This is a genomic window from Streptomyces sp. NPDC001530, from assembly GCF_042894545.1.
In the GTDB taxonomy this organism is placed as follows: domain Bacteria; phylum Actinomycetota; class Actinomycetes; order Streptomycetales; family Streptomycetaceae; genus Streptomyces.
The window spans coordinates 17,047-39,785 of the sequence record NZ_JBIAVS010000025.1; the positions used below are offsets into that span (position 1 = coordinate 17,047).

At 70.6% G+C, this 22,739-nt stretch carries 24 protein-coding genes and 1 pseudogene; 13 read left to right on the plus strand and 12 right to left on the minus strand.

Annotated elements, in window-relative coordinates:
* Positions 1-176 precede the first annotated feature (176 nt).
* On the minus strand, positions 177-1,400 hold the full coding sequence (locus tag ACFY0T_RS39950; RefSeq protein ID WP_388882639.1) for an NADP-dependent malic enzyme: 1,224 nt from the start codon (positions 1,398-1,400) through the stop codon (positions 177-179).
* Between the two features lie 541 nt (positions 1,401-1,941).
* Between ACFY0T_RS39950 and ACFY0T_RS39955 the strand changes: the two genes are divergently transcribed.
* The 3 genes from ACFY0T_RS39955 to ACFY0T_RS39965 are packed head-to-tail and all read left to right on the plus strand — an operon-like array spanning position 1,942 to position 4,656.
* Positions 1,942-2,904 (plus strand): ABC transporter substrate-binding protein, encoded by a 963-nt coding sequence (locus ACFY0T_RS39955; RefSeq protein ID WP_388882642.1) that lies wholly within the window; start codon positions 1,942-1,944, stop codon positions 2,902-2,904.
* Between the two features lie 28 nt (positions 2,905-2,932).
* Positions 2,933-3,895, plus strand: a complete 963-nt coding sequence (locus tag ACFY0T_RS39960) for an amino acid ABC transporter permease (protein WP_388882645.1) — start codon at positions 2,933-2,935, stop codon at positions 3,893-3,895.
* The gene (locus ACFY0T_RS39965) at positions 3,895-4,656 is read left to right on the plus strand and encodes an amino acid ABC transporter ATP-binding protein (protein ID WP_388882648.1); all 762 of its coding nucleotides are present in this window, start codon (positions 3,895-3,897) and stop codon (positions 4,654-4,656) included. Before ACFY0T_RS39960 ends, ACFY0T_RS39965 begins: the two co-directional genes overlap by 1 nt.
* Before the next feature lie 157 nt (positions 4,657-4,813).
* On the opposite strand, the gene ACFY0T_RS39970 is transcribed toward ACFY0T_RS39965, so the two are convergent.
* Positions 4,814-5,572, minus strand: a complete 759-nt coding sequence (locus ACFY0T_RS39970) for a class I SAM-dependent methyltransferase (RefSeq protein ID WP_388882651.1) — start codon at positions 5,570-5,572, stop codon at positions 4,814-4,816.
* Positions 5,573-5,675: 103 nt separating this feature from the next.
* Here ACFY0T_RS39970 and ACFY0T_RS39975 point away from each other — a divergent pair, with 103 nt between their 5' ends.
* Positions 5,676-6,305, plus strand: coding sequence for a CGNR zinc finger domain-containing protein (locus ACFY0T_RS39975; protein ID WP_388882654.1), 630 nt, complete (start codon positions 5,676-5,678; stop codon positions 6,303-6,305).
* Here the strand turns inward: ACFY0T_RS39975 and sodX are convergent.
* Complete coding sequence (sodX, locus tag ACFY0T_RS39980) at positions 6,209-6,643, minus strand: nickel-type superoxide dismutase maturation protease (protein ID WP_388882955.1); 435 nt, start codon at positions 6,641-6,643, stop codon at positions 6,209-6,211. The genes ACFY0T_RS39975 and sodX overlap by 97 nt on opposite strands.
* A 145-nt stretch (positions 6,644-6,788) precedes the next feature.
* Here sodX and sodN point away from each other — a divergent pair, with 145 nt between their 5' ends.
* Positions 6,789-7,184 carry a superoxide dismutase, Ni gene (gene sodN, locus ACFY0T_RS39985; RefSeq protein WP_023546844.1) on the plus strand — a complete coding sequence of 132 codons (396 nt, stop codon included), beginning with the start codon at positions 6,789-6,791 and terminating at the stop codon, positions 7,182-7,184.
* A gap of 108 nt (positions 7,185-7,292) precedes the next feature.
* Here the strand turns inward: sodN and ACFY0T_RS39990 are convergent, their stop codons facing one another.
* Entirely contained in the window at positions 7,293-8,111 is an 819-nt protein-coding gene (locus tag ACFY0T_RS39990) for a class I SAM-dependent methyltransferase (RefSeq protein ID WP_388882657.1), read from the minus strand.
* Between the two features lie 50 nt (positions 8,112-8,161).
* On the opposite strand from ACFY0T_RS39990, the gene ACFY0T_RS39995 reads away from it, so the two are divergent.
* Positions 8,162-8,422 carry a hypothetical protein gene (locus tag ACFY0T_RS39995; RefSeq protein WP_388882660.1) on the plus strand — a complete coding sequence of 87 codons (261 nt, stop codon included), beginning with the start codon at positions 8,162-8,164 and terminating at the stop codon, positions 8,420-8,422.
* 36 nt (positions 8,423-8,458) lie between these two features.
* On the opposite strand, the pseudogene ACFY0T_RS40000 reads toward ACFY0T_RS39995, so the two are convergent.
* Positions 8,459-8,770, minus strand: a pseudogene (locus tag ACFY0T_RS40000) (hypothetical protein); the annotation flags it as partial.
* Positions 8,771-9,004: 234 nt separating this feature from the next.
* On the opposite strand from ACFY0T_RS40000, the gene ACFY0T_RS40005 reads away from it, so the two are divergent.
* Both ACFY0T_RS40005 and ACFY0T_RS40010 read left to right on the plus strand, forming a co-directional pair.
* Positions 9,005-10,123, plus strand: a complete 1,119-nt coding sequence (locus ACFY0T_RS40005; protein ID WP_388882663.1) for an ATP-binding cassette domain-containing protein — start codon at positions 9,005-9,007, stop codon at positions 10,121-10,123.
* Positions 10,120-10,899 (plus strand): ABC transporter permease, encoded by a 780-nt coding sequence (locus ACFY0T_RS40010; RefSeq protein ID WP_388882666.1) that lies wholly within the window; start codon positions 10,120-10,122, stop codon positions 10,897-10,899. The genes ACFY0T_RS40005 and ACFY0T_RS40010 overlap by 4 nt, the downstream gene beginning before the upstream one ends.
* 204 nt (positions 10,900-11,103) lie before the next feature.
* Here ACFY0T_RS40010 and ACFY0T_RS40015 read toward each other — a convergent pair whose 3' ends face one another.
* Positions 11,104-14,256: an ATP-binding protein gene (locus tag ACFY0T_RS40015; RefSeq protein WP_388882669.1), complete on the minus strand. Its 3,153-nt coding sequence runs from the start codon at positions 14,254-14,256 to the stop codon at positions 11,104-11,106.
* A 101-nt stretch (positions 14,257-14,357) separates the two neighbouring features.
* Between ACFY0T_RS40015 and ACFY0T_RS40020 the strand changes: the two genes are divergently transcribed.
* The 4 genes from ACFY0T_RS40020 (at position 14,358) to ACFY0T_RS40035 (ending at position 16,919) form a co-directional block, all read left to right on the plus strand.
* Positions 14,358-14,783 (plus strand): helix-turn-helix transcriptional regulator, encoded by a 426-nt coding sequence (locus tag ACFY0T_RS40020; protein WP_388882672.1) that lies wholly within the window; start codon positions 14,358-14,360, stop codon positions 14,781-14,783.
* A gap of 10 nt (positions 14,784-14,793) precedes the next feature.
* Entirely contained in the window at positions 14,794-15,210 is a 417-nt protein-coding gene (locus tag ACFY0T_RS40025; protein WP_388882676.1) for a VOC family protein, read from the plus strand.
* Between the two features lie 76 nt (positions 15,211-15,286).
* Entirely contained in the window at positions 15,287-16,141 is an 855-nt protein-coding gene (locus tag ACFY0T_RS40030) for a hypothetical protein (RefSeq protein ID WP_388882679.1), read from the plus strand.
* A gap of 22 nt (positions 16,142-16,163) precedes the next feature.
* Positions 16,164-16,919, plus strand: coding sequence for a VOC family protein (locus ACFY0T_RS40035; protein WP_388882682.1), 756 nt, complete (start codon positions 16,164-16,166; stop codon positions 16,917-16,919).
* Positions 16,920-17,013: 94 nt separating this feature from the next.
* On the opposite strand, the gene ACFY0T_RS40040 is transcribed toward ACFY0T_RS40035, so the two are convergent.
* From ACFY0T_RS40040 to ACFY0T_RS40055, 4 genes are all read right to left on the minus strand, one after another.
* Entirely contained in the window at positions 17,014-18,246 is a 1,233-nt protein-coding gene (locus tag ACFY0T_RS40040; RefSeq protein WP_388882685.1) for an RNA polymerase sigma factor, read from the minus strand.
* Positions 18,247-18,251: 5 nt separating this feature from the next.
* A complete protein-coding gene (locus ACFY0T_RS40045; RefSeq protein WP_388882688.1) occupies positions 18,252-18,665 on the minus strand; it encodes a YciI family protein in 414 nt (137 codons plus the stop codon).
* A gap of 97 nt (positions 18,666-18,762) precedes the next feature.
* Complete coding sequence (locus tag ACFY0T_RS40050) at positions 18,763-18,969, minus strand: hypothetical protein (protein ID WP_388882690.1); 207 nt, start codon at positions 18,967-18,969, stop codon at positions 18,763-18,765.
* A gap of 300 nt (positions 18,970-19,269) precedes the next feature.
* The gene (locus ACFY0T_RS40055; RefSeq protein ID WP_388882693.1) at positions 19,270-19,860 is read right to left on the minus strand and encodes a dihydrofolate reductase family protein; all 591 of its coding nucleotides are present in this window, start codon (positions 19,858-19,860) and stop codon (positions 19,270-19,272) included.
* 149 nt (positions 19,861-20,009) lie between these two features.
* On the opposite strand from ACFY0T_RS40055, the gene ACFY0T_RS40060 reads away from it, so the two are divergent.
* Positions 20,010-20,600, plus strand: a complete 591-nt coding sequence (locus ACFY0T_RS40060) for a TetR/AcrR family transcriptional regulator (RefSeq protein WP_388882696.1) — start codon at positions 20,010-20,012, stop codon at positions 20,598-20,600.
* Here ACFY0T_RS40060 and ACFY0T_RS40065 read toward each other — a convergent pair.
* Together ACFY0T_RS40065 and ACFY0T_RS40070 are read right to left on the minus strand one after the other, a co-directional pair.
* Positions 20,597-21,199 (minus strand): GNAT family N-acetyltransferase, encoded by a 603-nt coding sequence (locus ACFY0T_RS40065; RefSeq protein ID WP_388882698.1) that lies wholly within the window; start codon positions 21,197-21,199, stop codon positions 20,597-20,599. The genes ACFY0T_RS40060 and ACFY0T_RS40065 overlap by 4 nt on opposite strands.
* 280 nt (positions 21,200-21,479) lie before the next feature.
* Complete coding sequence (locus tag ACFY0T_RS40070; protein ID WP_388882701.1) at positions 21,480-22,589, minus strand: family 2 encapsulin nanocompartment cargo protein polyprenyl transferase; 1,110 nt, start codon at positions 22,587-22,589, stop codon at positions 21,480-21,482.
* Between the last annotated feature and the right edge of the window lie 150 nt (positions 22,590-22,739).

A 22,739-nucleotide genomic window follows, 5' to 3' on the forward strand; every position in this document is an offset into this window, starting at 1 on the left:
TCAGCCCGTCCGGCGTTCGAGGACGAGCGCGCAGCGCGATATGGGGGGCTTGGGGGCGGAGCCCCGCAGGGATGGGACAGGTAGGGGCGGAGGGGGCGAAAAACCACCCACCCGGACCACCGCCCACGTAAAAAATGGCCCCGCCGGAAACCCGGCGGGGCCACAAAAACACCGCGTCAGCGGCGAGCAACACCCTCGGCCCGGGCAGCCGCGGCCACCGCCGCGGTCACCGCCGGAGCCACCCGCTCGTCAAACGGCGAGGGAATGACGTAATCGGCGGCAAGATCGTCCCCGACGACCGCCGCCAGCGCCTCCGCCGCCGCGATCTTCATCCCCTCGGTGATCCGGGACGCCCGCACCTGCAGCGCGCCCGCGAAGATCCCGGGGAACGCCAGCACGTTGTTGATCTGGTTCGGGAAGTCCGACCGCCCGGTCGCGACGACGGCCGCGTACTTGTGGGCGATGTCGGGGTGCACCTCGGGGTTCGGGTTGGCCATCGCGAAGACGAAGGCACCCTCCGCCATCGAGGCCACCGCAGGCTCCGGCACCGTACCGCCGGAGACCCCGATGAAGACGTCGGCGCCGGCCAGAGCCGACTCGAGCGACCCCGAGAGCCCCGCCTTGTTGGTGATCTCCGCCAGCTCACGCTTGACGTCCGTCAGATCGTCACGGTCCTTGGACACGACACCCTTGCGGTCCGCGACGGCGACGTCCCCGAGCCCGGCCTCGAGCAGGAACTTGGCGATGGCGACACCCGCCGCACCGGCGCCCGAGATCACCGCACGCAGGTCACCCAGCGACCGCCCGGTCAGCTTCGCGGCGTTCCGAAGCGCCGCCAGCGTCACGACCGCGGTCCCGTGCTGGTCGTCATGGAAGACGGGAATGTCCAGCCGCTCCTGGAGCTTCCGCTCGATCTCGAAGCACCGGGGCGCTGAGATGTCCTCCAGGTTGACGCCACCGAAGGACGGCGCCAGCCGTGCCACGGTCTCGACGATCTCGTCGACGCCCGTGCAGTCGAGCGCGATCGGCACCGCGTCGACCCCGCCGAACTGCTTGAACAGGATGGCCTTGCCCTCCATGACGGGGAGCGAGGCCTCCGGGCCGATGTCGCCGAGCCCGAGCACCGCCGTCCCGTCCGTCACCACCGCGACGACGGACGACTTCCACGTGTAGTCGTGGACGAGCTCGGGCTGCTCGGCGATCGCGCTGCACACCTTCGCGACGCCGGGCGTGTACGCCAGGGACAGGTCGTCCTTGTCACGGACGGGCACCGTGGCCTGCACGGCCATTTTGCCGCCCCGGTGCAGCGCAAACGCCGGGTCGAAGGAATCGAGGGGCTCCGCCCCGCCTTCCTGATCCGTACTGCTGTCGCTGCGAGGATTGACGATCTCCGCTGCCACTTTGTTTTACCCCTTAAGTCTTCATTGTTTGAGGGTGACCACTCCTGGTTGAGGGGTGGGCGGGCACCGCGCAAGCCCAGCTGCCGTGGTTGCGTACGGGCGTTTGCGCGACGGGCGCGCCGCACACGCGCCCTGAGCCCCGGATGAGGGGTGTAAAGAACCTTCTTACCGGACGGACAGTGTCCCCGACGAGTCCATAACGCGAAGGTCACACGCCGGTGACATGACTCATAACCGAATATGTGGACAAGTCCACGACTTGCCCCCATGCCGCCGCGAGTGCGGAGTAGCGGCCGCCCGCATCCTGGGATGTGCCGAAGATCTTCCGGCCGGAAGGAGTGATTTCCGCAGAAGGTCCGGCCTTGATGTACCGACCAGTAGTGGATCGGGGGTCACCCGTTATCCGATTTTGACATAGCTGGCCGCCTGAATCGTCTGGTCCGAATGGCAAGATGCCGTCATCACACAAGGTCGCGACACCCGAAGGTGTGTGTTCTCGTCGACCCATCGGCAACTCCCTCATCCGCCGGAGGAACCCAACATGACCGCAAGCTCCACCCGTCGTACGACCGCCACGCGCTCCCGGACAGCAGCGGTCGGCGCGATCGCGGTCGCTGGCGCCCTGATCCTCACCGGCTGCGGTGACCAGACGAACAACAGCGGTGGCGGCTCCAAGGAGAGCGCCTCGGCCAACAGCGCCCCTCTCTTCTCCAAGCTGCCCAAGAAGATCCAGGACGCGGGCGTCATCAAGGTCGGCACGAACGCCGAGTACGCCCCCATGGAGTCCGTCGAGGGCGGCAAGATCGTCGGCGTCGACCCGGACCTGGCCGACGCGCTGAGCAAGCAGCTCGGCGTGAAGTTCCAGTTCACCTCCGGCTCCTTCGACGGCCTGATCACGGCGGTCAACTCGGGCCGCTACGACATCGCGATGTCCTCCATCACGGACAACAAGCAGCGCCAGGAGGGCCTGGACGACAAGGGCAAGAAGCTCGGCGAGGGCGTCGACTTCGTCGACTACTTCGTCGCCGGTACGGCCATCTATGTCAAGAAGGGCAACCCCGAGGGCGTCAAGGGCATCGAGGACCTCTGCGGCAAGACGGCCGCCGTGCAGCGGGGCACCACGTACGAGAAGGCCCTCCAGGACCAGTCCAAGAAGTGCAAGGACGCCGGCAAGAAGGCCATCGACATCGAGTCGTTCGAGAACGACACCGAGGCCCAGACCCGCGTGAAGTCGGGCGGCGCCGTGGCCGGCATCAACGACTACCCGGTCGCGCTTGACCTGTCCCGCAAGGCCGACGGCGGCAACGCCTTCGAGGTCGTCGGCGAGCAGTACGACGCCGGCCCGTTCGGCATCGTCCTCAACAAGAAGAACACCCAGCTTCGTGACGCGCTGAAGGAAGCCGTCGACGCGATCATCAAGGACGGTTCGTACCAGAAGGTCCTGGAGAAGTGGGGCGCCCAGTCCGGCGCGATCGAGCAGTCCGCGATCAACGGCGGCAAGTAAGCCGAGCGCACCACTGAAGGGCAGTCACGTGACTGACAATCTCGACAAGTCTCCCGAGGACACTCCGCCCGCCGGCCCGACGCTCTCCAAGACGTCGGTCCCCGCGGGCGGCCCGGAGGCCATCAAGGCGATCCCCGTCCGGCACTACGGCCGGTGGGCCAGCGGCATCATCGTCCTCGCGCTCCTCGCGGCGCTCGCCTACGCGTTCTCGCAGGGCAACATCCAGTGGCACACGGTCGGCGACCAGCTCTTCGAGTCCAGTGTCGTCAAGGGCGCCGGCCGTACGCTGCTGATCAGCGTGCTGGCCATGATCATGGGTGTGGTGCTGGGCATCGTCCTCGCGGTGATGCGCCTCTCGAAGAACCCGGTGACCAGCAGCGTCGCCTGGCTGTACATCTGGTTCTTCCGCGGCACCCCGGTCTACGTCCAGCTGCTGCTCTGGTTCAACCTGGCGCTGATCTTCCCCGTCCTGAACCTCGGTCCGCTCTACAAGGACGAGATGACGGACGTGATGACCCCGTTCATGTGCGCCCTGCTGGGCCTGGGCCTGAACGAGGCCGCGTACATGGCCGAGATCTGCCGCGCCGGTCTGCTGGCCGTCGACGAGGGCCAGACGGAGGCCTCGCACGCCCTGGGCATGACTCACGCCAAGACGCTGCGCCGGATCGTGATCCCGCAGGCCATGCGCGTGATCGTGCCGCCGACCGGCAACGAGTTCATCAACATGCTGAAGACCTCGTCCCTGGTGTACGCGGTCACGTACAACGAGCTGCTGCGCTCGACGTCGGCGATCGGCTCCACCTCGTACGCCGTGATGGAGATGCTCTTCGTGGCCTCCATCTGGTACCTGGTGATGACCAGCGTGTTCAGCGTCTTCCAGTACTACCTGGAGCGCTACTACGCGCGCGGTTCCAGCCGCAGCCTGCCGCCGACCATCTTCCAGAAGATCAGGGCGAACATGCTGTCCCTGCGTAGCGAGGGGAGGGCCTGATGACCGCCATGGTGAAGGCGGAGGGCGTTCACAAGTCCTTCGGCCTGGTCGAGGTCCTCAAGGGCATCGACCTGGAGGTGAACTCCGGTGAGGTGTTCTGCCTCATCGGCCCGTCCGGCTCCGGCAAGTCGACGTTCCTCAGGTGCATCAACCACCTGGAGAAGATCAACGCCGGTCGCCTGTACGTCGACGGTGAGCTGGTCGGCTATCGCCAGAAGGGCGACAAGCTGTACGAGCTCAAGGACAGCGAAGTCGCACTGAAGCGCCGGGACATCGGCATGGTCTTCCAGCGCTTCAACCTGTTCCCGCACATGACGGCGCTCGAGAACGTCATGGAGGCGCCGATCCAGGTCAAGGGTGTCAGCAAGGCCCAGGCCCGGGAACGCGCGGGCCAGCTCCTGGAGCGCGTGGGCCTGGCCGACAAGGCGAAGAACTACCCCTCGCAGCTCTCCGGAGGCCAGCAGCAGCGCGTGGCCATCGCCCGCGCGCTGGCGATGGACCCGAAGCTGATGCTCTTCGACGAGCCGACCTCGGCGCTCGACCCGGAGCTGGTCGGTGACGTCCTCGACGTCATGCGCGACCTCGCCGAGTCCGGTATGACGATGGTCGTCGTCACGCACGAGATGGGCTTCGCCCGCGAGGTGGGCGACTCGCTGGTCTTCATGGACGGCGGTGTGGTGGTCGAGTCCGGCCACCCCCGTGACGTACTGACGGATCCGCAGCACGAGCGCACGCGATCGTTCCTCTCGAAGGTCCTCTGACCGTTCGTGGCCGGACCGGCACGCGTGACACATAAATGACGGAGGCGGCAGGGCGTTCACCGCCCTGCCGCCTCTGTAGTTGTTCGGGCCTTCGTTGAAGTCCTCGTCGCACGCCTTGGGCGCGTTGAACGGCCCGCACCATGAGTGCGGTGTCGCACTACTTGACCGCGAGCACCAGCGCGTCCGAGGGCGAGCGCCACACCGTACGGGCCTCCCCGAAGCCCTTCTCGCGCAGCACGCGCGCGTGCCAGTCGGCGGACGGGGTGTCGCCGTCGGCGTGCTCGCCGTAGATCTCGAAGCGGCGGGCGGTGGGCGCGGCGAGGACGGGGTCCGCCGCGGCCAGCTCCCACCATTCGGCCCAGTCGAGGGCGCCGTTCTTCTTGGCCTGATCCATACGGGCGTGCCGCTGGGCACGGTCGGCCGCGTTGATCCTGGGCGTCGTGTCGTCGATCATGTGGTCGGCGTTCATGAAGACACCGCCGTCGCGGACGAGCTCCGCGACCTGACCGTAGAGGGCCGCGAGGGGTTCGCTGTGCAGCCAGTGCAGGGCCGTGGCGGTCAGGACGGCGTCGTACGCGTCGTACGGCAGCAGCGTGGTCCACTGCGGGTCCTTGAGGTCGGCCGTGACGAAGGAGACCCGGTCGTCGCCCTCGAAGGTGCCCTCGGCGATGGTCAGCAGCGCGGGGTCGAGGTCGACGCCGGTGCTGGTGGCCTTCGGGAAGCGGGCGAGCAGCCGGGCCGTGATGGTGCCGGTGCCACAGGCGAGGTCGAGGACGCGCGGCTCGGGCCCGACCAGGGCCTCGACCATGTCGAGCATCACCCGGAAGCGTTCCTCGCGGTCCGGCATGTACCACTCCTGCTGCCGGTCCCAGCTCTCCTGCCAGGCGCGCCAGTCGGTTCCGGTGGTGATGGTCATGTGGGAAGCCCCTTCTTCGCCGCACCGCGTAATACCCTGGAAGCACGATCATCTGTTACCCGACCGCAGCCACGACAATAGAGCGCCCCCGTAAGGACTACAAGTGGAACTGGCCTATTACTCGGATTACGCCGTCCGTCTCGTCAACAGCGAGGAACCGGCCCGGGGCAAGGACTCGCTGACCTCGGTCGAGGCCGTCCGCGACCTCTTCGGGGGCAACTCCTCGGCGGCCCGCCGCGCCACGGACGCCGACGTCACCCGCTTCCGCTCCGTACGGGCCCGGCTGCGCGCGGTCTTCGAGGCGGCCGACGGCGGCAACGAGACCCTCGCCGTGGACCTGCTGAACTCACTCCTCCTGGAGTTCCCGGTGAGCCCGCAGATCTCCGGCCACGACTACCGGGACGACGACGGCCGCCCCCTGTGGCACATGCACCTGGCGGACCACCCGTCGAACGCGACGGCGGGCTACGCGGCGATCGCGGCGATGGGCCTCGCCTTCCACCTCACCGAGTACGGCGTCGACCGTCTGGGCCTGTGCGAGGCGTCGCCCTGCCGCAACGCCTACCTGGACACCTCGACGAACCGCTCCCGGCGCTACTGCTCGGACCGCTGCGCGACCCGCGCCAATGTGGCCGCCTACCGCGCCCGCAAACGCCTGGAGGCGGACCGGTCGGACAGCACGGGCCTGGCGGCCCCCAGCACCCACCGGACGACGGCGACCGGCGACCGCTGATCACTCTTCAGGGGCCGGTACCGGAACCGCACCTTCCCGAGGACGAGCTCCTCGGGCACGGTTCCGTAGTCAGTGCTGTCGCCCCCGGCGAAGGCGTTGTCCCCGAGCACCCACCAGCCGCCGTCCCGCCGCTCCGCGATGCGCTTGACGACGAGCAGATCCTGCTGGAACGGATGACGCAGGACGACGACGTCACCGGGCCTGACCCGCGCCCCCCACTGCACGACGAGCCGATCCCCGTGCTGGAGCGTGGGCACCATGGACGGTCCCGTCACCTCGGCCGCCCCGAACGGCAGCACGGCCCTCCCACGCTCGGTCTCCTGCGACAGCTCCGGCATCACCGGCACCTCCCCGGTCCAATCCTCCACCAGTCCCAGTTTCACCCTGGACTTTTGTCCTAAGCCCATGGGGGCACTCGCGAAAACCCGTCTCCTACGGAGTAATGTCCCACCTGAGAAGACGATCACGAGGAAGGACAGCTCAATGCTCTCCCGCCTGTTTGCCCCCAAGGTCAAGGTCAGCGCACACTGCGACCTGCCCTGCGGTGTGTACGACCCGGCCCAGGCCCGCATCGAGGCGGAGTCGGTGAAGGCCGTCCAGGAAAAGATGGCCGGCAACGACGACCCGCACTTCCAGGCCCGCGCCACCGTCATCAAGGAGCAGCGCGCCGAGCTCGCCAAGCACCACGTGTCGGTGCTCTGGAGCGACTACTTCAAGCCCCCGCACTTCGAGAAGTACCCGGAGCTGCACCAGCTGGTCAACGACGCCCTGAAGGCCCTCTCGGCCGCCAAGGCGTCCACCGACCCGGCGACGGGCCAGAAGGCGCTGGACTACATCGCCCAGATCGACAAAATCTTCTGGGAGACCAAGAAGGCCTGACACTCCGTCAGCCTCCGCGGACCGGCGATCGGTGCACCATCGCAGGTCATCGGGCATCCCGAAGGGGCCCGGCCGAGTTTCCGGCCGGGCCCCTTCGGCGTCCTGGCCTCATCGGCGACAGACGAGGATGCCACCCTTGGAGTTGATCTCGAACGCCCCGTTTCGCGCGATGTGGTCGCCGAGGATGACGCGGGCCCGCTCGATGGTCGCGTCAAAGGGCACGTCATGCTGGTCGGCCCACGCCCGGTAGGAGGCCATGTGCGCGATGACCGGCTCGGGATCGCGGACCGTGATAGTGCCGGGTAGTTCGATCGTCTCCACCTGGCCGAACTCCTCCCCCAGGAAGGCCGGAGCCTTCTCCAACGAGAAGCGGGCGCTGAGCGAGATCCGTGCCGGGCCGCGCCCGGTGCCGAGGACATCGCCCGCAGCCCGCTGCCACAGGTCGTCGAGTTCGGCCTTGTCCCGGGCGCTGTTGGTGGAGGCGAGCGCCAACCCGTCACGGGTCACGACGCGGGACAGCTCCCTGAGCGCATGGGCGATGTCGGGGACGTGATAGAGCATGTGCATCGCCAAGACTGCGTCGACGCTCCCCGTGGCCAACGGCAGGCGGGGGGCATCCGCCACGGCGACCGGGCCGGGAACGCCGGCCAGGATGCCGGGGGCGATGTCGAGAGCCAGCAGGGCCAGATCGGGCCGGTCCTCGCGGAGCCGCTGCGTGAACTTGCCGTTGCCGCAGCCGACATCGACCACGCGTCCGTGCACGCCGCCCAGCTTCTCGGCGACGATGCCGGGCAGGTCGTAACGGGGCGTCTGCCACTGGTACAGCGCCTGGCGGGCGGCGAGGTCCCGGTCACCGTTGTAGGCGCTCCCGGCGAGGCGGTTCCGGTCGGTGACGGCGGCGTCATGTGCGGCGGACAGTTCGGTCACGTCGGCGGCTCCGGAGGGTGGGCGGAGGATGAGGCCGCGAGGACGGCCGTGTGCTGAAGTCTTTCGCGCAGGTGTGCCGCCTGAGCGGCACCTCACTCTTGAAACGGGGCAACGTCGTGAGCGAACCGCAGCGCGACCAGTCAGACAAGGGCGCTTGGCGCTTCTCCATCACGACTTCGAGTGATGGCCAGGCGTCAGAACCTGAGGTCTTTCGGGATCCCGAAGCCGAACCGTGGACGGAGGACAAACGCAGGCATCTCCTCGACCTTCTCTTTGGGCCGCTGCCCGAGGCGCGGAGACACGTCGACTGAGCCATCCCCAAGGGCTGGAGCGCCTGCTGACAGGGCTCAAGCCGCCGAAGCATCCGCCATGTACCTTCCGGCCCAAGCCACAATCATGTCCAGGTGTTCGGCGTGCAGACCTGCACGAGGATCAGGCTGCACGAGCAGCGTGAGGCTCCCTCTCTTGGTACGTCGCTCGGCCCACTCATGGTCCAGAGCGGTGAAGTCGTCGTCGATCCATGCCGCTGGGGCGCCGCCGAGCCACATATCGACGTAATCGCGTTTCCACAGGTAGCCATGGGGATGGCTCGTAGTGATCTGCGGACGCGGGAGGTCGACATGCGGCAGGGGCGGCAGGCTGAGGAGCGGCCCGATGAGGGGGTGGCGTCCTGGCATGCCGAAATCATCGGCCGGGCCCCTTCGGCGTTCCCCAACGGGCACTTGCGCTCTCCTTAACGAGCACGCCCGCTTTCCCCCCAACGGGCACTTAGGCGTTCCCGAACGGGCGCTTAGGCACTCCCGAGCGGGCCGGTTTCACGCCGTGCCGGGTCCCCCGTGCGCGTGAAACCGCCGTGAAACCGCGGTAAATCCGCGGTCCCCCAAGCTCGCCGCATGACAACGAACACCGCGACCGCGCACCGCCCGACCAGGACCTCACCGCCGTACGCCATCACCGCGACCGGGCTGCGCAAGGCGTACGGCGAGCAGGTCGTGCTCGACGGGATCGATCTCTCCGTCGCCGAGGGGACCGTCTTCTCGCTGCTCGGGCCGAACGGCGCCGGCAAGACCACGACCGTGCAGATCCTCTCGACGCTCCTCGACGCCGACGGCGGGGACGCCCGGATCGGTGGGTACGACCTTGTCGGCGAGCCCGGCGCCGTGCGGGCACAGATCGGGGTCACCGGGCAGTTCGCCGCCGTGGACGGCATGCTCACCGGCGAGGAGAACCTGCTGCTGATGGCCGACCTGCATCATCTGGGCCGGCGGGAGGGCAGGCGGCGGACCGCCGAGTTGCTCGAACGGTTCGAGCTGACCGGGGCGGCGAAGAAGCTGCCCGCGGCCTACTCCGGCGGGATGCGGCGGCGGCTCGACATCGCGATGACGCTGGTCGGTGACCCCCGGGTGCTCTTCCTCGACGAGCCGACGACCGGGCTCGACCCGCGCAGCCGGCACTCCATGTGGCAGATCGTGAGGGAGCTGGTCGCGGGGGGCGTCACCGTGTTCCTCACCACCCAATACCTCGAAGAGGCAGACCAGTTGGCCGATCGGATCGCCGTGCTGAACGGCGGGCGGATCGTCGCCGAGGGGACCCCGGAGGAGCTCAAGCGGCTCGTCCCGGGTGGGCATGTGCGGCTCCGGTTCGCCGACCCGGCCGGCTATGAGCGGGCCGCGGCCGCCCTGCGCGAGGCCTCCCGCGACGACGCCGCGCTCGCCCTGCACGTGCCGAGCGACGGCAGCACCCGTGAACTGCGGTCCCTGCTCGACTGGTTGGACGCCGAGTCGGTCGAGGCCGAGAGCCTGACCGTGCACACGCCCGACCTGGACGACGTGTTCTTCGCCCTGACGGGCCCGGGCGCGAGCGCGAGCCCGAGCATCGACCCCAGCCCGAGCGCCGGCCCGAGCACCGACCCCAGCGCGAGCACCAGCCCGAGCACCGACCCCAGCGCGAGCACCAGCCCGAGCACCGGCCCCGCCGACCAGATCAACTTCCCTAAGGAGAACCTCCGTTGAGCTCCCTCACGTACGCCACGCGTGACTCGGTTGTCATGCTGCGCCGCAACCTCAAGCACGCGCTGCGCTATCCGTCCATGACGCTCACCACGGCGGCGATCCCGATCATCATGCTGCTGCTGTTCGTGTACGTCTTCGGCAACGCCCTCGGCACCGGAATCGGCCCCTCGGGCAGCGGCGACTACGTCGACTACGTGGCGCCCGGCATCATCCTGATGGCCGCGACCTCGGGAGCCATCTCGGTCGCGGTGTCCGTCTGCGTCGACATGACCGAGGGCATCGTCAACCGGTTCCGCACCATGTCCATCTCCCGGGCCGCCGTACTCAACGGACACGTCGTGGGAGGCGTGATCCAGACGATGGCCTGCACCGTCCTGGTCATCGGGGTCGCGCTGCTCACCGGTTTCCGGCCCACGGCCACCCCCGTCGAGTGGCTCGCCACGATCGGGGTCCTCGCCCTGGTCGTCCTCGCGCTCACCTGGGTGTCGGCGGCCCTCGGGCTGAGGGCGAAGACGGTCGAGGCGGCCAGCAACGCGCCGACCCCGCTGACCTTCCTGCCCTTCCTCGGCAGTGCGATCGTCCCGACCGACTCGATGCCGACGGGGGTGCGCTGGTTCGCCGAGTACCAGCCCTTCACTCCGATCATCGAGACGCTGCGCGGGCTGCTGATGGGCACGGAGATCGGCAACAGCGCCCTCATCGCGGTCGCCTGGTGCGTCGGCCTGACCGTACTGGGCTACTTCTGGTCCCGGTCCGCGTACGACCGCTCCCGCTAGCCCACCGGTCCACCCGTGCCCCCGGCACCCGCTAGCCCACCGGTCCACCCGTGCCCCCGGCACCCGCTAGCCCACCGGTCCACCCGTGCCCCCGGCACCCGCTGACCCGCCGGTCCGCCCGTGCCCCCAGCACCCGCCGGCCCGCCAGGACCCCCGGGACTCGCTGACCCGCCGGCCCGCCAGGACCCCGGCACCCGCCGGCCGCTAGTGCCCCCGTGCGCTCAGGACATCCAGCGCCGCGCCCCGCAACTCCGCTCGCCCCAGGGCGGCATACGTCGACACCGCGTCGTCGTAGGCCGCCCGGTCGGCGCGTCCGGCCGCCTCCCGTTCGCGGGCGGAGGACATCGTCGGCTGGAAGCCGCGCAGACAGCGGAAGCGCTCGGCGAGGGCGAAGAGCCGTGCCGCCGCATCGAGCGCGCCCCGGTCCAGGTCGACCATGGCGAGCGCCAGCAGGTAGGTGCCGCAGACCGGCAGGTCGATGACGTACGCGGGTTGCGTGACGGTCGGACGGGTCAGCAACACCCGGAGTCTGTCGGGCAGTTCACGGACGAGCGGCTCCACCAGGCCGAGGCGGCCGTGCTGGGCGTGGGCGATCACGGCGACGGCGTGGGCCTCCAGGTTCCACGCCTCCACGCCGGACGGATCGCTCTGGAAGAGCGGCCCCTCGGGGCCGGGGCCCGGTTCGGCGGCCTGCCGCCAGGTGCGCAGGCCCTCCTCGGCCCGCCCGCGCGCGAGCAGGATCTCCGCCCGCACCCCGTGGCCGAACATCAGCATGCCGAACGGGTCGTCCGCCTGGTTCAGGGCTGTCTGCTCCAGCCAGTGCTCCGCCTCGTCAACCGCGCCGAGCCGGAGGTGGACCAGCACCAGGGCCCAGCGGACGCCCATCGGGTCGGACCAGGGGCCCAGGAGCTGTTCCTGGAGCCGCAGCGCCGCCAGGATGTGGCGCCGGGCCTCCTCGCCCTGCTCCAACTGAAGGCAGAGTTCACCGATCCGGGCATGCGCCTGGGTCAGCATCCACGGGCTGCCCCGCCCCTCCAGCGCGGCGAGCGACCGCCGGGCCGCCGCGAGAGCCCGCTCCAGGTCGTTCTCGTTCTCCGCCACGAAGCTCGCGGCGGCGTTGGCGACACCGGCCACCAGCGGTTCGGCGCTGCCGCACAGGGCGGGCAACTCGGACGAGGCCCGCGGCAGGGCGTCCAGTACCGTCGCCGCGGCCCGGACGAGGCTGTCCGGCGGGGCCGGCGGCAGCCTGCGCAGGGCGGCCAGGGAGCGCAGCGCGGGGGCCCGCGGCCCGTGCAGCATGAACAGGTTCGCGGTGAACAGCACGGCCGCCGTCCGGGTGACCTCCAGATCCTCTGGCCCAGGCCGCAGGCTCGCCAGCAGCGGGCCGGTCTCCTCGATCAGCGTGACCACGCGCGTGTAGTTGGAGTCCAGGTTCCATATGCCGGAGAGCACCGCGGCGATGGCGGCGACCGTGGGCCCGTCGGCGCGGGCCTGCGCGAGACGTAGCGCGTGGACGAGGTTGTCCTGCTCGGCGCGGATCCGGTCCAGGTCGGCGAGGGATTCGACCGCCAGCACCGCCTCGTGGTGCGCCCGCCCGAAGTCGCCTGCCCACGCCAGGAGTTGACCGGTCACCCGGTCCGTCTCCCCCGCCGCCTCCCGACGGACGGCACTGAACTCCCGTACGGTCTCCAGCATCCGGAAGCGGACGCCCGAGGCGGTGTCCGTGACCTTGAGCAGCGACTGGTCGACGAGATGCTCCAGGACGTCGAGTACGTCCATGGCGTCCTCGCTCAGCAGACGCTGTGCCGCCTCCGCCGTGAAGCCGTCCGGGAAGGCCGACAGCGCGCGCAGCGCCGAGCGGCCCTCGGTGTCGAGCAGGTTCCAGCTCCAGTCGACGACGGCGAGCAGGGTGCGATGCCGCTCCGGCGCGTCGCGCGCACCGCCCTTGAGCAGGGCGAAGCGGTCGTCCAGGCGGCGGGCGATCTCGGCGACCGACAGGACGCGGACGCGGGCCGCCGCCAGTTCCGTCGCCAGCGGCAGGCCGTCCAGGTGGCGGCAGAGTTCCTCGACCGGGCCCGCGGGCAGCTCGACGCCGGGACGCGCGGCCCGCGCCCGCTGCCCGAAGAGTTCGACGGTGGTCGCGAGGCTCAACTCCGGGAGCAGGTACACCGATTCGGAGGAGAGTCCGAGCGGGGCCCGGCTGGTGGTGAGGACGCGCAGGTCCCGGGTGGTGGACACGAGGGCCTGGACGAGGTCGGCGGCGCCGCGTACGACGTGCTCGCAGTTGTCCAGGACCAGCAGGGCGCCGGGGCCGAGGGCGCCGGCCATGCCGGTGAGGACGTCGGTCGGGATGCCCGGGTGGCCGCCGCGTCCTTGGGACCGGCCGGCGACACCGAGCGCGGAGGCGACCTCGTCGGCCACGTCGGCGTCGGAGGTGACGCCGGCGAGCGGTATGAAGTGCACGGACTTCTGCTCGGCCGTGCGGCTCACCACGTGCGCGAGGCGGGTCTTGCCGAGGCCGCCCGCGCCGACGATCGAGGTGACCCGGGAGGTGCGCAGCAGATCCGTGACTGCCGCGATGTCGTCGGCGCGGCCGAGCAGCGGGTTCGGCTCGTGCGGGACGCCGCGGCGGACGGCCGGGGCCTCCCCCTGCAGCAGCTCCTGGTGCACGGCGCGGAGCGCGGGGCCGGGGTCGGTGCCGAGGTCGTCGCGCAGGGTGCGGCGGTAGGCGTCGTAGCGGGCGAGGGCGGCGGCGGGGCCGAGCGTGGCGGCTTCGCAGCGCAGCAGCTCCGCGAGCACCTCCTCGTCGCGGGGATGCTCCTGTACGAGGCCTGTGAGCGCCTCGGCCGCCTCGGCGCGGCGGCCGAGGCGGGCCAGGGCGAGCGCGCGGGCGCGCACCAGGGTCGTGTACGCCGGGACGCGCGCCGCGCGCAGCGCGGAGACGGGGTCGGCCGCCAGGTCGTCGGCGCTTCCGTCCCACAGCGCGAGCCCCGCCTCGGCGTGCGCCAGCGCGGTGGTGTGGTCGCCGTCCCGGGCCGCCCGCGCGCTCGCGGCGGCGGCGAGCAGGACGGCGGAGCTGTCGACCTGTTCCTCGCCCAGGGTGAGGCGGTAGCCCGTGGCGGTGCTGGCGATCAGCTCGGCGCCGAGCTGGGAACGGGCCCGCGAGACCAGGACCTGGAGTGCCTTCGTCGGGTTCTCCGGCTGCTCCTCGGGCCACAGCCCGTCGACGAGCCGGGCGGTGCTGCACCCGGTGCGCAGATCGTCCGCGAGCAGGGCGAGCAGCCCACGCAGCCGGGGTCCGGCGACCTCCCGGTCGCGATAGGACACCCGCGAGAGGAAGGTCAGCTCGGCGGTCATCCGAGTAGGTTAGCGAGCGCCGGGGCGGGTCGTACGAGGGCCGCTGTGCCGCACGAGACGTGGGCGCCCTCGATGTCAGTGGCCCGTGCCATCCTTGTGGGGTGAGTGTGGAGGACCTGGTCCGGCTGCGCCGGGCCCGCGACCGTATGGACCGTGAGTACGCGGAGCCGCTGGACATGGCCACGCTCGCGCGCACCGCGCTGATGTCGCCCGGCCACTTCCAGCGCAGCTTCCGCGCGGCCTTCGGCGAGACCCCGTACACCTACCTCATGACCCGCAGGATCGAGCGTGCCAAGGCCCTCCTGCGCCGGGGCGACATGACGGTCACGGAGGTCTGCTTCGCCGTGGGCTGCACCTCGCTCGGCTCCTTCAGCTCCCGCTTCACGGAGTTGGTCGGCGAGACCCCGAGCGCGTACCGGGCCCGCCCGCACGACCACGGCGCCCCCATCCCGTCGTGCGTGACCCGGCACCTGACCCGCCCGGCCCGCCACCGCAACCCGGAAGCGGAACCGGGGACGCGCCTCTAGCGTAGGATCCATGGACCTGAAACTCTCCCAGTGCTTCATCGCCGTGGACGACCACGACAAGGCGCTCGCGTTCTACCGCGACGTGCTCGGCCTGGAGGTCCGCAACGACGTCGGCTTCGAGGGCATGCGCTGGGTCACGGTCGGCTCGCCGCTCCAGCCGGACGTGGAGATCGTCCTGGAGCCGCCCGCGGCGAGCCCGGACACCTCCCCCGCGGACAAGCAGGCGATGGCCGAGCTGCTGGCCAAGGGCGTCCTGCGCGGTGTCATCTTCTCCACCGCCGACTGCGACGCCCTCTTCGAACGCGTCCGCGCCTCCGGCGCCGAAGTCCTCCAGGAACCGATGGACCAGCCCTATGGCCTCCGCGACTGCGCCTTCCGCGACCCAGCCGGCAACCTCCTCCGCTTCACCGAACGCCCCGCCGCGTAACAGAGGGGCGGACGGCGACCGGGCCCCCGGTGAACCAGACGTACCATCGGCTGATCACGACCACCGGGAGCCACCCATGCCGTCCGTACGCCCCCGTGTCCTGTACGTCAGTGACCTGGGCTATCCGGCCAAGGGGCGCCGGTACTGCGACGAGGACATCTTTCTTGCCTCGCGGCTGCGCGAGGAGTTCGACGTCGCCGTGTGTCATCCGCTGGACGCGGCGGCGTTGATGGACGGCTTCGACGGGGTGGTCGTGCGGAACAGCGGGCCGGTGCTGAACTACCAGGCGGAGTACGACGCGTTCCGGAAGCGGGCGGTCGCGGACGGTGTGCACGTGTACAACCAGTTGTCGGGGAAGGGCGACATGGCGGGGAAGGGGTATCTGCTGGAGCTGACCGCCGCCGGGTATCCGGTCATCCCCACCGTCGACCGCGCGGAGGACCTGGGGCGGCTGCCCGACGTCGACACGTACGTGGTGAAGCCGAAGCTGGGGGCCGACTCCATAGGCCTGGAGTTCGTGCCGCGCGCACGGCTCACCGACGTCGCGTACGGCAACGTCCTCGTCCAGCCGCGCATCGACTTCCGCTACGAGGTGTCCTTCTACTTCGTCGACCGCACCTTCCAGTACGCCCTGTACGCGCCCCACCCGGACCGGCGGTGGGCCCTGGAGCCGTACGAACCGACCGAGGAGGACCTGGAGTTCGCGCAGCGCTTCGTCGACTGGAACGACATCGCGTACGGCATCCAGCGCGTGGACGCCTGCCGGGCCCCCGGCGGTGAGCTGCTCCTCGTCGAGCTGGAGGACCTCAACCCGTATCTGTCCCTGGACGCCCTCTCCCCCGCCGCGCGGGACGCCTTCGTCGAGCGTGTGAAAACCTCGTTGCGCGGCCTGATCGGCCAGGAGACGGTACGAGCCGTACCGGCCGTCTGACCGTCCGACAGGGAGCGCCCCGATGACCGCACAACCGATCCGGTGGACCTACGCCTTCGTCGACCGGCCCATGAAGGAGTTCGGGCCGGCCACCGACTTCTGGACCGCGGTCACGGGAACGCGGCTGTCCGAACCCCGCGGCGACCAGGGCGAGTTCGTGACCCTGCTGCCCGACGCCGCCGACGCGTGCGTGAAGGCGCAGGGCGTCGAGGCGGGCGACGGCGGCGCGCATCTCGACCTCGCCGTCGAGGACGTACCGGCGCTGGTGGAGTCGGCGCTGCGGCTCGGCGCCGAGCTCGTCGCCGACCACGGGGGGTGGGCCGTACTGCGTTCCCCCGCCGGTCAGCTGTTCTGCGCGGTGCCCTGGCACGGCGAGTCGGTGCGTCCGGCCGTGGTCGAGGGACACGGCGGCGCGACCAGCCGCCTCGACCAGGTGTGCGTCGACGTGCCGCCGTCCGCGTACGACACCGAGATCGCCTTCTGGAGCGCACTCACCGGCTGGAACTCCCGCCCCGGCGCGCTCCCGGAGTTCCACCTGGTCAAGCCCCCCGCCGCGCTCCCCTTCCGCATCCTCCTGCAACGCCTCGGCACCGACCGCCCCGCCTCCGCCCATCTCGACATCGCCTGCTCGGACATCGAGGCGGTCCGGGCCCGGCACGAAGAGCTGGGCGCCACGCTGATCAGCCGCGGCGCCCGCTGGGCGGTGATGCGGGACCCGGTCGGCGGCACATACTGCCTGACGCCCCGCGATCCCGGCACGGGCAGCCTGCCCGGCTGACCGGCCTCGTCGCTCTCCGCCACGGCTTCAGGCACACACGAACGCGACGGCTTCAGGCACACGCGAACGCGACGGCTTCAGGAGCGTACGAACTCTACGGCTTCAGGCGTGCGGCCCGCGCCCGCAAGTAGCGCTGTTCGGGGAGGCTGAGGGTCTTGCGGGCCGCCGCCTCGTACGCGGTGCGGGCCGCCGCCGTATCGCCCGCGCGCTCCAGCAGGTGCCCGCGGACCGCGTCCAACCGGTGCCCGGCGGTCAACTCGTCCTCCAGTGCGTCGAGTTCGGCCAGTCCGGCACGCGGCCCGCGCACCATGGCCACCGCCACCGCCCGGTTGAGGCGCTCGACGGGACCCGGCACCCGGCGGACCAGTACGTCGTACAGGCCGAGGATCTCCCGCCAGTCCGTCGCCTCCGGGGACGCCGCCTCGTCGTGCACCGCGGCGATGGCGGCCCGGAGCTGATACGGCCCCGCCCGCTCCCGGGAGAGCGACAACGCCTGCGTCACCAGCGCCACCCCCTCCTCGATGGCCGCCTTGTCCCAGCGGCCACGGTCCTGCTCGTCAAGCGGCACCAGCTCGCCGTGCGGGCCCGTCCGCGCGGCGCGGCGGGCGTCGGTCAGCAGCATCAGCGCCAGCAGGCCCGTCACCTCGTGGCCCTCGGGCAGCAGCCGGTGGACCGTACGCGTCAACCGGATGGCCTCGCCCGCGAGTTCGGCCCGCTGGAGCACCGCTCCGGACGTCGCCGTATAGCCCTCGTTGAAGATCAGATACAGGGTGTGGAGGACGGCGGGCAGCCGCTCCTCCCACTGGTCCGGGCGCCCGAAACGGACCCCCTTCACCCGCTGCTTGGCCCTGCTGATCCGCTGAGCCATCGTCGCCTCGGGCACGAGATACGCCCGGGCGATCTCCGCGGTGGTCAGCCCGCCGACGGCCCGCAGGGTGAGCGCGATCTGCGCGGCCGGGGTCAGATCGGGGTGGCAGCAGAGGAAGAGGAGCGAGAGCGTGTCGTCCTCGCTCGGCGCCCGGTCCGCCCCCGGCGGCGGCGCCGTGAACGCGTCCCGGGGAGTCAGCGCCGCCGCCCGCTCCTCCCGCAGCCGCCGCGCCTCCTCACTGCGCAGGGCGTCCGTCAGCCGCCGCGAGGCGACCTTGATCAGCCAGCCGCGCGGATTGTCGGGCACTCCGCTGCCGACCCACTGCCCGGCCGCCGCGAGCAGCGCCTCCTGTACGGCGTCCTCGGCGGCGTCGAAATGCCCGTACCGGCGGACGAGCGCGCCGAGGACCTGCGGCGCGTGCAGGCGCAGCAGGTCCTCGACCTCGGTCGTGCCTCCCACGGGGCTCAGATGTCTCCGGCGCCGTCCATGATGGGCCGGATGACCACCGGGTAGTTCGTGGCGCCGGCGGGGTTGGGGCACCGGGTGACGCGCTCGGCGATCTCGGTGACCCGCTCCAGGCTCTCGCACTCGAGGACCCAGTAGCCGGCCAGCAGCTCCTTGGTCTCGCTGTACGGCCCGTCGGTGATGACCGCCTTGCCGTCCTTGCCCAGGGCGACCAGCCGGGTCTGCGCGGGCTCGGCGAGCCCCTGCCCGTCGATCAGCTCACCGGTCTCGGACAGGTCGTTGTTGATCGCGCCCATGTAGGCGTACATGGCCTGCAGCTCCTGCTCGCTCCAGGCCGGGGCGTGCGAGGACGCCTTGCCACGCATGCCCTCGTAGTCGGCCTGCGTGCCCTGCACCATCACGAGGTACTTCATGAGTTCGCTCCTTCGGCTCCCGCCGCCCACGGTGGGCGGCTCTCACGGGAGACGTCGGAGCCGGCCCCCGGTTCTCTACACGGCCGCACGCGATCCGTCAGTCTTTCTTCGCGTCGGGTTCCCCGGGCGGCTCGGGCTTGTCCCGGGGCTCCTGCGGCGACTCGTCGACGGACGCCTCGCACTTCGGGTTCCGACACGGGCCGGGGCCCCATACGGGTACCCACGCGCCCAGCGTCTTGTGACGCCGTACGACCGTGGCGACCGGCTGTCCGCACGACGGACAGACATGCTCGTCTGTGCCCATGCCTTCAGCGTATTGCGGTACGCGGCTCAGCGCTTCCCTGCGGCACGTCGGCTGTCTGCGGACCGTACGCCACCGACGCGTTCCCCTGGCGTACCCCACCGGCGCGCATTCCTGCGGCACGTCGTCGGTGCGCTTCCCTGCCGTACGTCGTCGGCGCGCTTCCCTGCCGTACGTCGTCGGCGCGCTTCCCTGCCGTACGTCGTCGGCGCGCTTCCCTGCCATACGTCGTCGGCGCGCTCCCTGCCATACGTCGTCGGCGCGCTCCCTGCCGTACGTCGTCGGCGCGCTCCCTGCCGTACGTCACCGAGGCTTTCGGCTGTACGTCCGCACGAGCACCCCGTTCTTGAACACCCGCACCCCGTCGAGCGCGAACTCGGCGACGTCGAACCCGGAACCGAACATCGGCATGCCGGAGCCCAGCACCACCGGGTACGTCTTGATGACGAGCTCGTCCACCTCGTCGATCAACGCGCCCGCGAGCTGCGAGCCACCGCACAGATAGATACCGAACTCGCCCTCCTCGGCCTTGAGTTCGCGGACCTTGCCGAGGACGTCGTCCGCGACGATCTCCACGTGCGGGTCGGGCGACTCCTCGAGGCTGCGCGAGGCGACGTACTCGCGCAGATGGGCGTACGGGCTGGTGACGCCGGCGTCCAGCGCCAGGTCGTAACTGGCGCGGCCCTGGATGATCGTGTCGAAGTGCCGGTTCTCCAGGTCGTCGATGCCCAGCGGGCGGCGGCCGTGGGTCGGCAGGGTCTCCGGGTACTCCGCCTTGAGGAAGTCCTCGAAGAACTCCTCGTCGACGAACGGCATGAAGAACTGCCCGTCGCCGTCCGGGGCTCCGATGAAACCGTCGATCGAGCAGGCGATGAAGTACGTGAGCTTGCGCAAGCGGGTCTCTTTTCGTAGGCAGCGCGTTCATGGATGGCCAGGGATCATGGGTGGCCATGGATGGCCTGGCCTTGGACGGCTTCCGCCGAACCACTTCAGTTATAGTGCTTCACCTGTAGTGGTTGCAAGAGAATTGCGGAGGTGGCGCGATGGCAAGGAACCCGGAGCGCAGAGCGGCCCTCGTCGACGCGGCCGTGGGGGTACTGGCGCGCGAGGGGGCGCGCGGGCTGACGTTCCGCGCGGTGGACGCCGAGGCGGCCGTGCCGGTGGGCACCGCGTCGAACTACTTCTCCGACCGCGACGACCTGCTGACCCAGGTGGACGCCCACCTCCACCACCGGCTGGCCCCCGACCCGGCCAAGCTCGCCAAACTGCTCGAAGGGCCGAAGAACCGCTCCCTGGTCCTGGAGTTCATGCGCGACCTGCTGGCCCGCGCGACCCGCGACCGCACGGGGTATCTGGCCCTCTTCGAGATGCGCCTCGAGGCCACCCGGCGCCCCGCCCTGCGCGCCTCGTACACCAAGTCGGTGCGCGGCGACCTGGAGCAGGGCATGGAGTTCCACCGGGACGCCGGGCTGCCCGGCGGCGACGAGACGGTGACGGTGCTCTATCTCGCCGTGCTCGGGCTGCTCCTGGAGCATCTGACGCTGCCCGGTGTCCTGGACGGCGTCCTTCCGGGCGTCGCCGTCCCGGACGAGCTGCTCGAACGGATCGTGACGACGATCGTCCCGGAGGGTTAGCCCTCCCGCCCGGGCCGCGGCTCGCGCCACATGGGCCACATCTGCGGGCCGTCCGGCAGATCGAGGGGACGCCCGACGAGGTCGAAGCCGAGACGCTCGTACAGCTTGCGGCTGCGGGCGTTGCTCGCCTCCAGATACGCGGGCAGGCCCTCGTCGTCACAGCGGTCGAGGACCGACTGGATGAGCGCGGTACCCAGCCCCTCGCCCTGCCGCTCCGGCGTCACGGCGATCATCCACAGGTACTCGTGGGCACGGCCCCCGGGATGCACATCCGCGGTCAGCCGCCCGATCAGCTCAACACGCTCGTTCCCCGGATCGACGGCCTCGCGCAACTGCACGGGCCCGTCCTCATCGACATGCTCCTCGGCGGGAACGGACAGCCACAGCGCGCAAGCCACCCCGTCCTCGGCCACATCAACCCGCCCCTCGGCGAGCACGACATCGGCGAACGCGGCCATCAACTTGTGATGCGTCGCCCGACGGTACCCCTCATCCGGAAAGACCCACCCACTCACCGGATCGTCCTGAAAGGCCACATCGAGCAGCCGAACGACCAGCTCCCGATCGCCCTCGCCCGCCGTACGGATCGCCACGCCCATGGTCCGCTCCTTCGCCCCAACTGACGTTGATCATATGGCCATTGAGACGGATACCTCAGCCCGTCCGGTGTTTGAGGACGAGCGCGTCAGCGCGATACGGGAGTCTGCGGGCGGAGCCCCCGAGAACGGGACGGGCAGGGGCGGAGCGGGCGAAAGAAGACGGGCCCCGCACATCGTGGGGATGTGCGGGACCCGCCCGGCCGGAGCCCGGCGCCATACGGAGGTCAGGTGCCGTACGGAACCGGCGGCTCCGGGGTCTTCGACGGGCATACCGCCCCGGTCAGTTGCTGCGCCGCGTCACGAACTCCGCCAGCGCGAGGAGCCCACCCGCCGCCTCCGGATCGGGCACCGCCCGGGACAGCTCATGCATCGCCCTGGACATCCGATCGGCCGCCTGGACCTGCGCCCAGTCACGACCGCCCGCCCGCTCGACGGCGAGGACCGTACGCTCCAACTCCCCTTCCCCATACGGAACTCCGTACAGCTCGGCGAGCTCAGTCGCCGCCGGCGTGCCGGAGGCGAGCGCCGCGACCACGGGCAGGGACTTCTTGCGGGCGATGAGATCCGCCCCGGCCGGCTTGCCGGTACGGCTCGGGTCCCCCCAGATCCCGATCACGTCGTCGATCAGCTGGAACGCGAGCCCCGCCTCCCGGCCGAACGCGTCCAACGCGTCGACGTCCTCGTCGTCCGCCCCCGCGTACAGCGCCCCGAGCGCACAGGCGCAGCCGAGCAGCGCGCCCGTCTTCGCCTCGGCCATGGCGAGACACTCGTCGAGGCTGACCTCGTCGGGGCCGCGCTTCTCCATGGCCGTGTCCGTGTGCTGTCCCGCGCACAGTTCGACGACGCAGGCCGCGAGCCGGGCGGCGGCGGCCGAGGACGCCGGGTGCGGGTCCTCGGCGAGCAGCCGCTGGGCCAGCGCCAGCAGGGCGTCCCCGGCGAGGATCGCGTCGGCGTCGCCGAACACGCTCCACGCGGTGGGGCGGTGCCTGCGGGTGGTGTCCCGGTCCATGACGTCGTCGTGCAGCAGGGTGAAGTTGTGGATCAACTCCACGGCGGCGGCCGCCTGTATGGCCGTCGTGTGCTGTCCGCCGAGTGCCCTCACCGCGGTCAGGACGAGCGCCGGCCGGATCGCCTTGCCCGCGTTGCCCGCCGCCGGAGTGCCGTCCGCGTGCTCCCAGCCGAAGTGGTAGAGCGCGATCCGGCGCATCGAGCCGGGCAGCGAGTCGATGGCCCTGCGCAGCTCGGGGTCGACGGACGCCCGGGCGCGCTCCAGGATGCCCGCCGCTTCCTGCCCGTCGGGCGGGCTCGGTGGGCCCTGCCTGTCCGTGGGCCTCCCGATGGGGCTCCGCCTGTCCAGGATCTCGGTCGGGCTCTGCGTGGTCTCCGTCATGAACCCACCCGTGGTCTCACCCCTGCGCTGAACCGTGACCTCACCCGTGCACTGAACCGTGATCTCACCCATGGAATCGCCTCGGAGAGTGTGCGGACGGTGGCGCTTCCGCGGCCGCTGGGCGCGTACCCCCTCGATGTACCCGCCCCG

Excerpts from the sequence above, each read along its gene's own strand:
- sodX (WP_388882955.1), bottom strand. The coding sequence starts at position 6,643 with ATGCCGGAGCTGTCGCAGGAGACCGAGCGTGGGAGGGCCGTGCTGCCG.
- sodN (WP_023546844.1), top strand. The coding sequence starts at position 6,789 with ATGCTCTCCCGCCTGTTTGCCCCCAAGGTCAAGGTCAGCGCACACTGC.
- ACFY0T_RS40070 (WP_388882701.1), bottom strand. The coding sequence starts at position 22,589 with ATGACGGAGACCACGCAGAGCCCGACCGAGATCCTGGACAGGCGGAGC.
- ACFY0T_RS40050 (WP_388882690.1), bottom strand. The coding sequence starts at position 18,969 with ATGGGCACAGACGAGCATGTCTGTCCGTCGTGCGGACAGCCGGTCGCC.
- ACFY0T_RS40065 (WP_388882698.1), bottom strand. The coding sequence starts at position 21,199 with ATGGGCGTGGCGATCCGTACGGCGGGCGAGGGCGATCGGGAGCTGGTC.
- ACFY0T_RS40035 (WP_388882682.1), top strand. The coding sequence starts at position 16,164 with ATGACCGCACAACCGATCCGGTGGACCTACGCCTTCGTCGACCGGCCC.
- ACFY0T_RS40015 (WP_388882669.1), bottom strand. The coding sequence starts at position 14,256 with ATGACCGCCGAGCTGACCTTCCTCTCGCGGGTGTCCTATCGCGACCGG.
- ACFY0T_RS40005 (WP_388882663.1), top strand. The coding sequence starts at position 9,005 with ATGACAACGAACACCGCGACCGCGCACCGCCCGACCAGGACCTCACCG.
- ACFY0T_RS39965 (WP_388882648.1), top strand. The coding sequence starts at position 3,895 with ATGACCGCCATGGTGAAGGCGGAGGGCGTTCACAAGTCCTTCGGCCTG.
- ACFY0T_RS40025 (WP_388882676.1), top strand. The coding sequence starts at position 14,794 with ATGGACCTGAAACTCTCCCAGTGCTTCATCGCCGTGGACGACCACGAC.
- ACFY0T_RS40030 (WP_388882679.1), top strand. The coding sequence starts at position 15,287 with ATGCCGTCCGTACGCCCCCGTGTCCTGTACGTCAGTGACCTGGGCTAT.
- ACFY0T_RS40045 (WP_388882688.1), bottom strand. The coding sequence starts at position 18,665 with ATGAAGTACCTCGTGATGGTGCAGGGCACGCAGGCCGACTACGAGGGC.
- ACFY0T_RS39955 (WP_388882642.1), top strand. The coding sequence starts at position 1,942 with ATGACCGCAAGCTCCACCCGTCGTACGACCGCCACGCGCTCCCGGACA.
- ACFY0T_RS39970 (WP_388882651.1), bottom strand. The coding sequence starts at position 5,572 with ATGACCATCACCACCGGAACCGACTGGCGCGCCTGGCAGGAGAGCTGG.
- ACFY0T_RS40060 (WP_388882696.1), top strand. The coding sequence starts at position 20,010 with ATGGCAAGGAACCCGGAGCGCAGAGCGGCCCTCGTCGACGCGGCCGTG.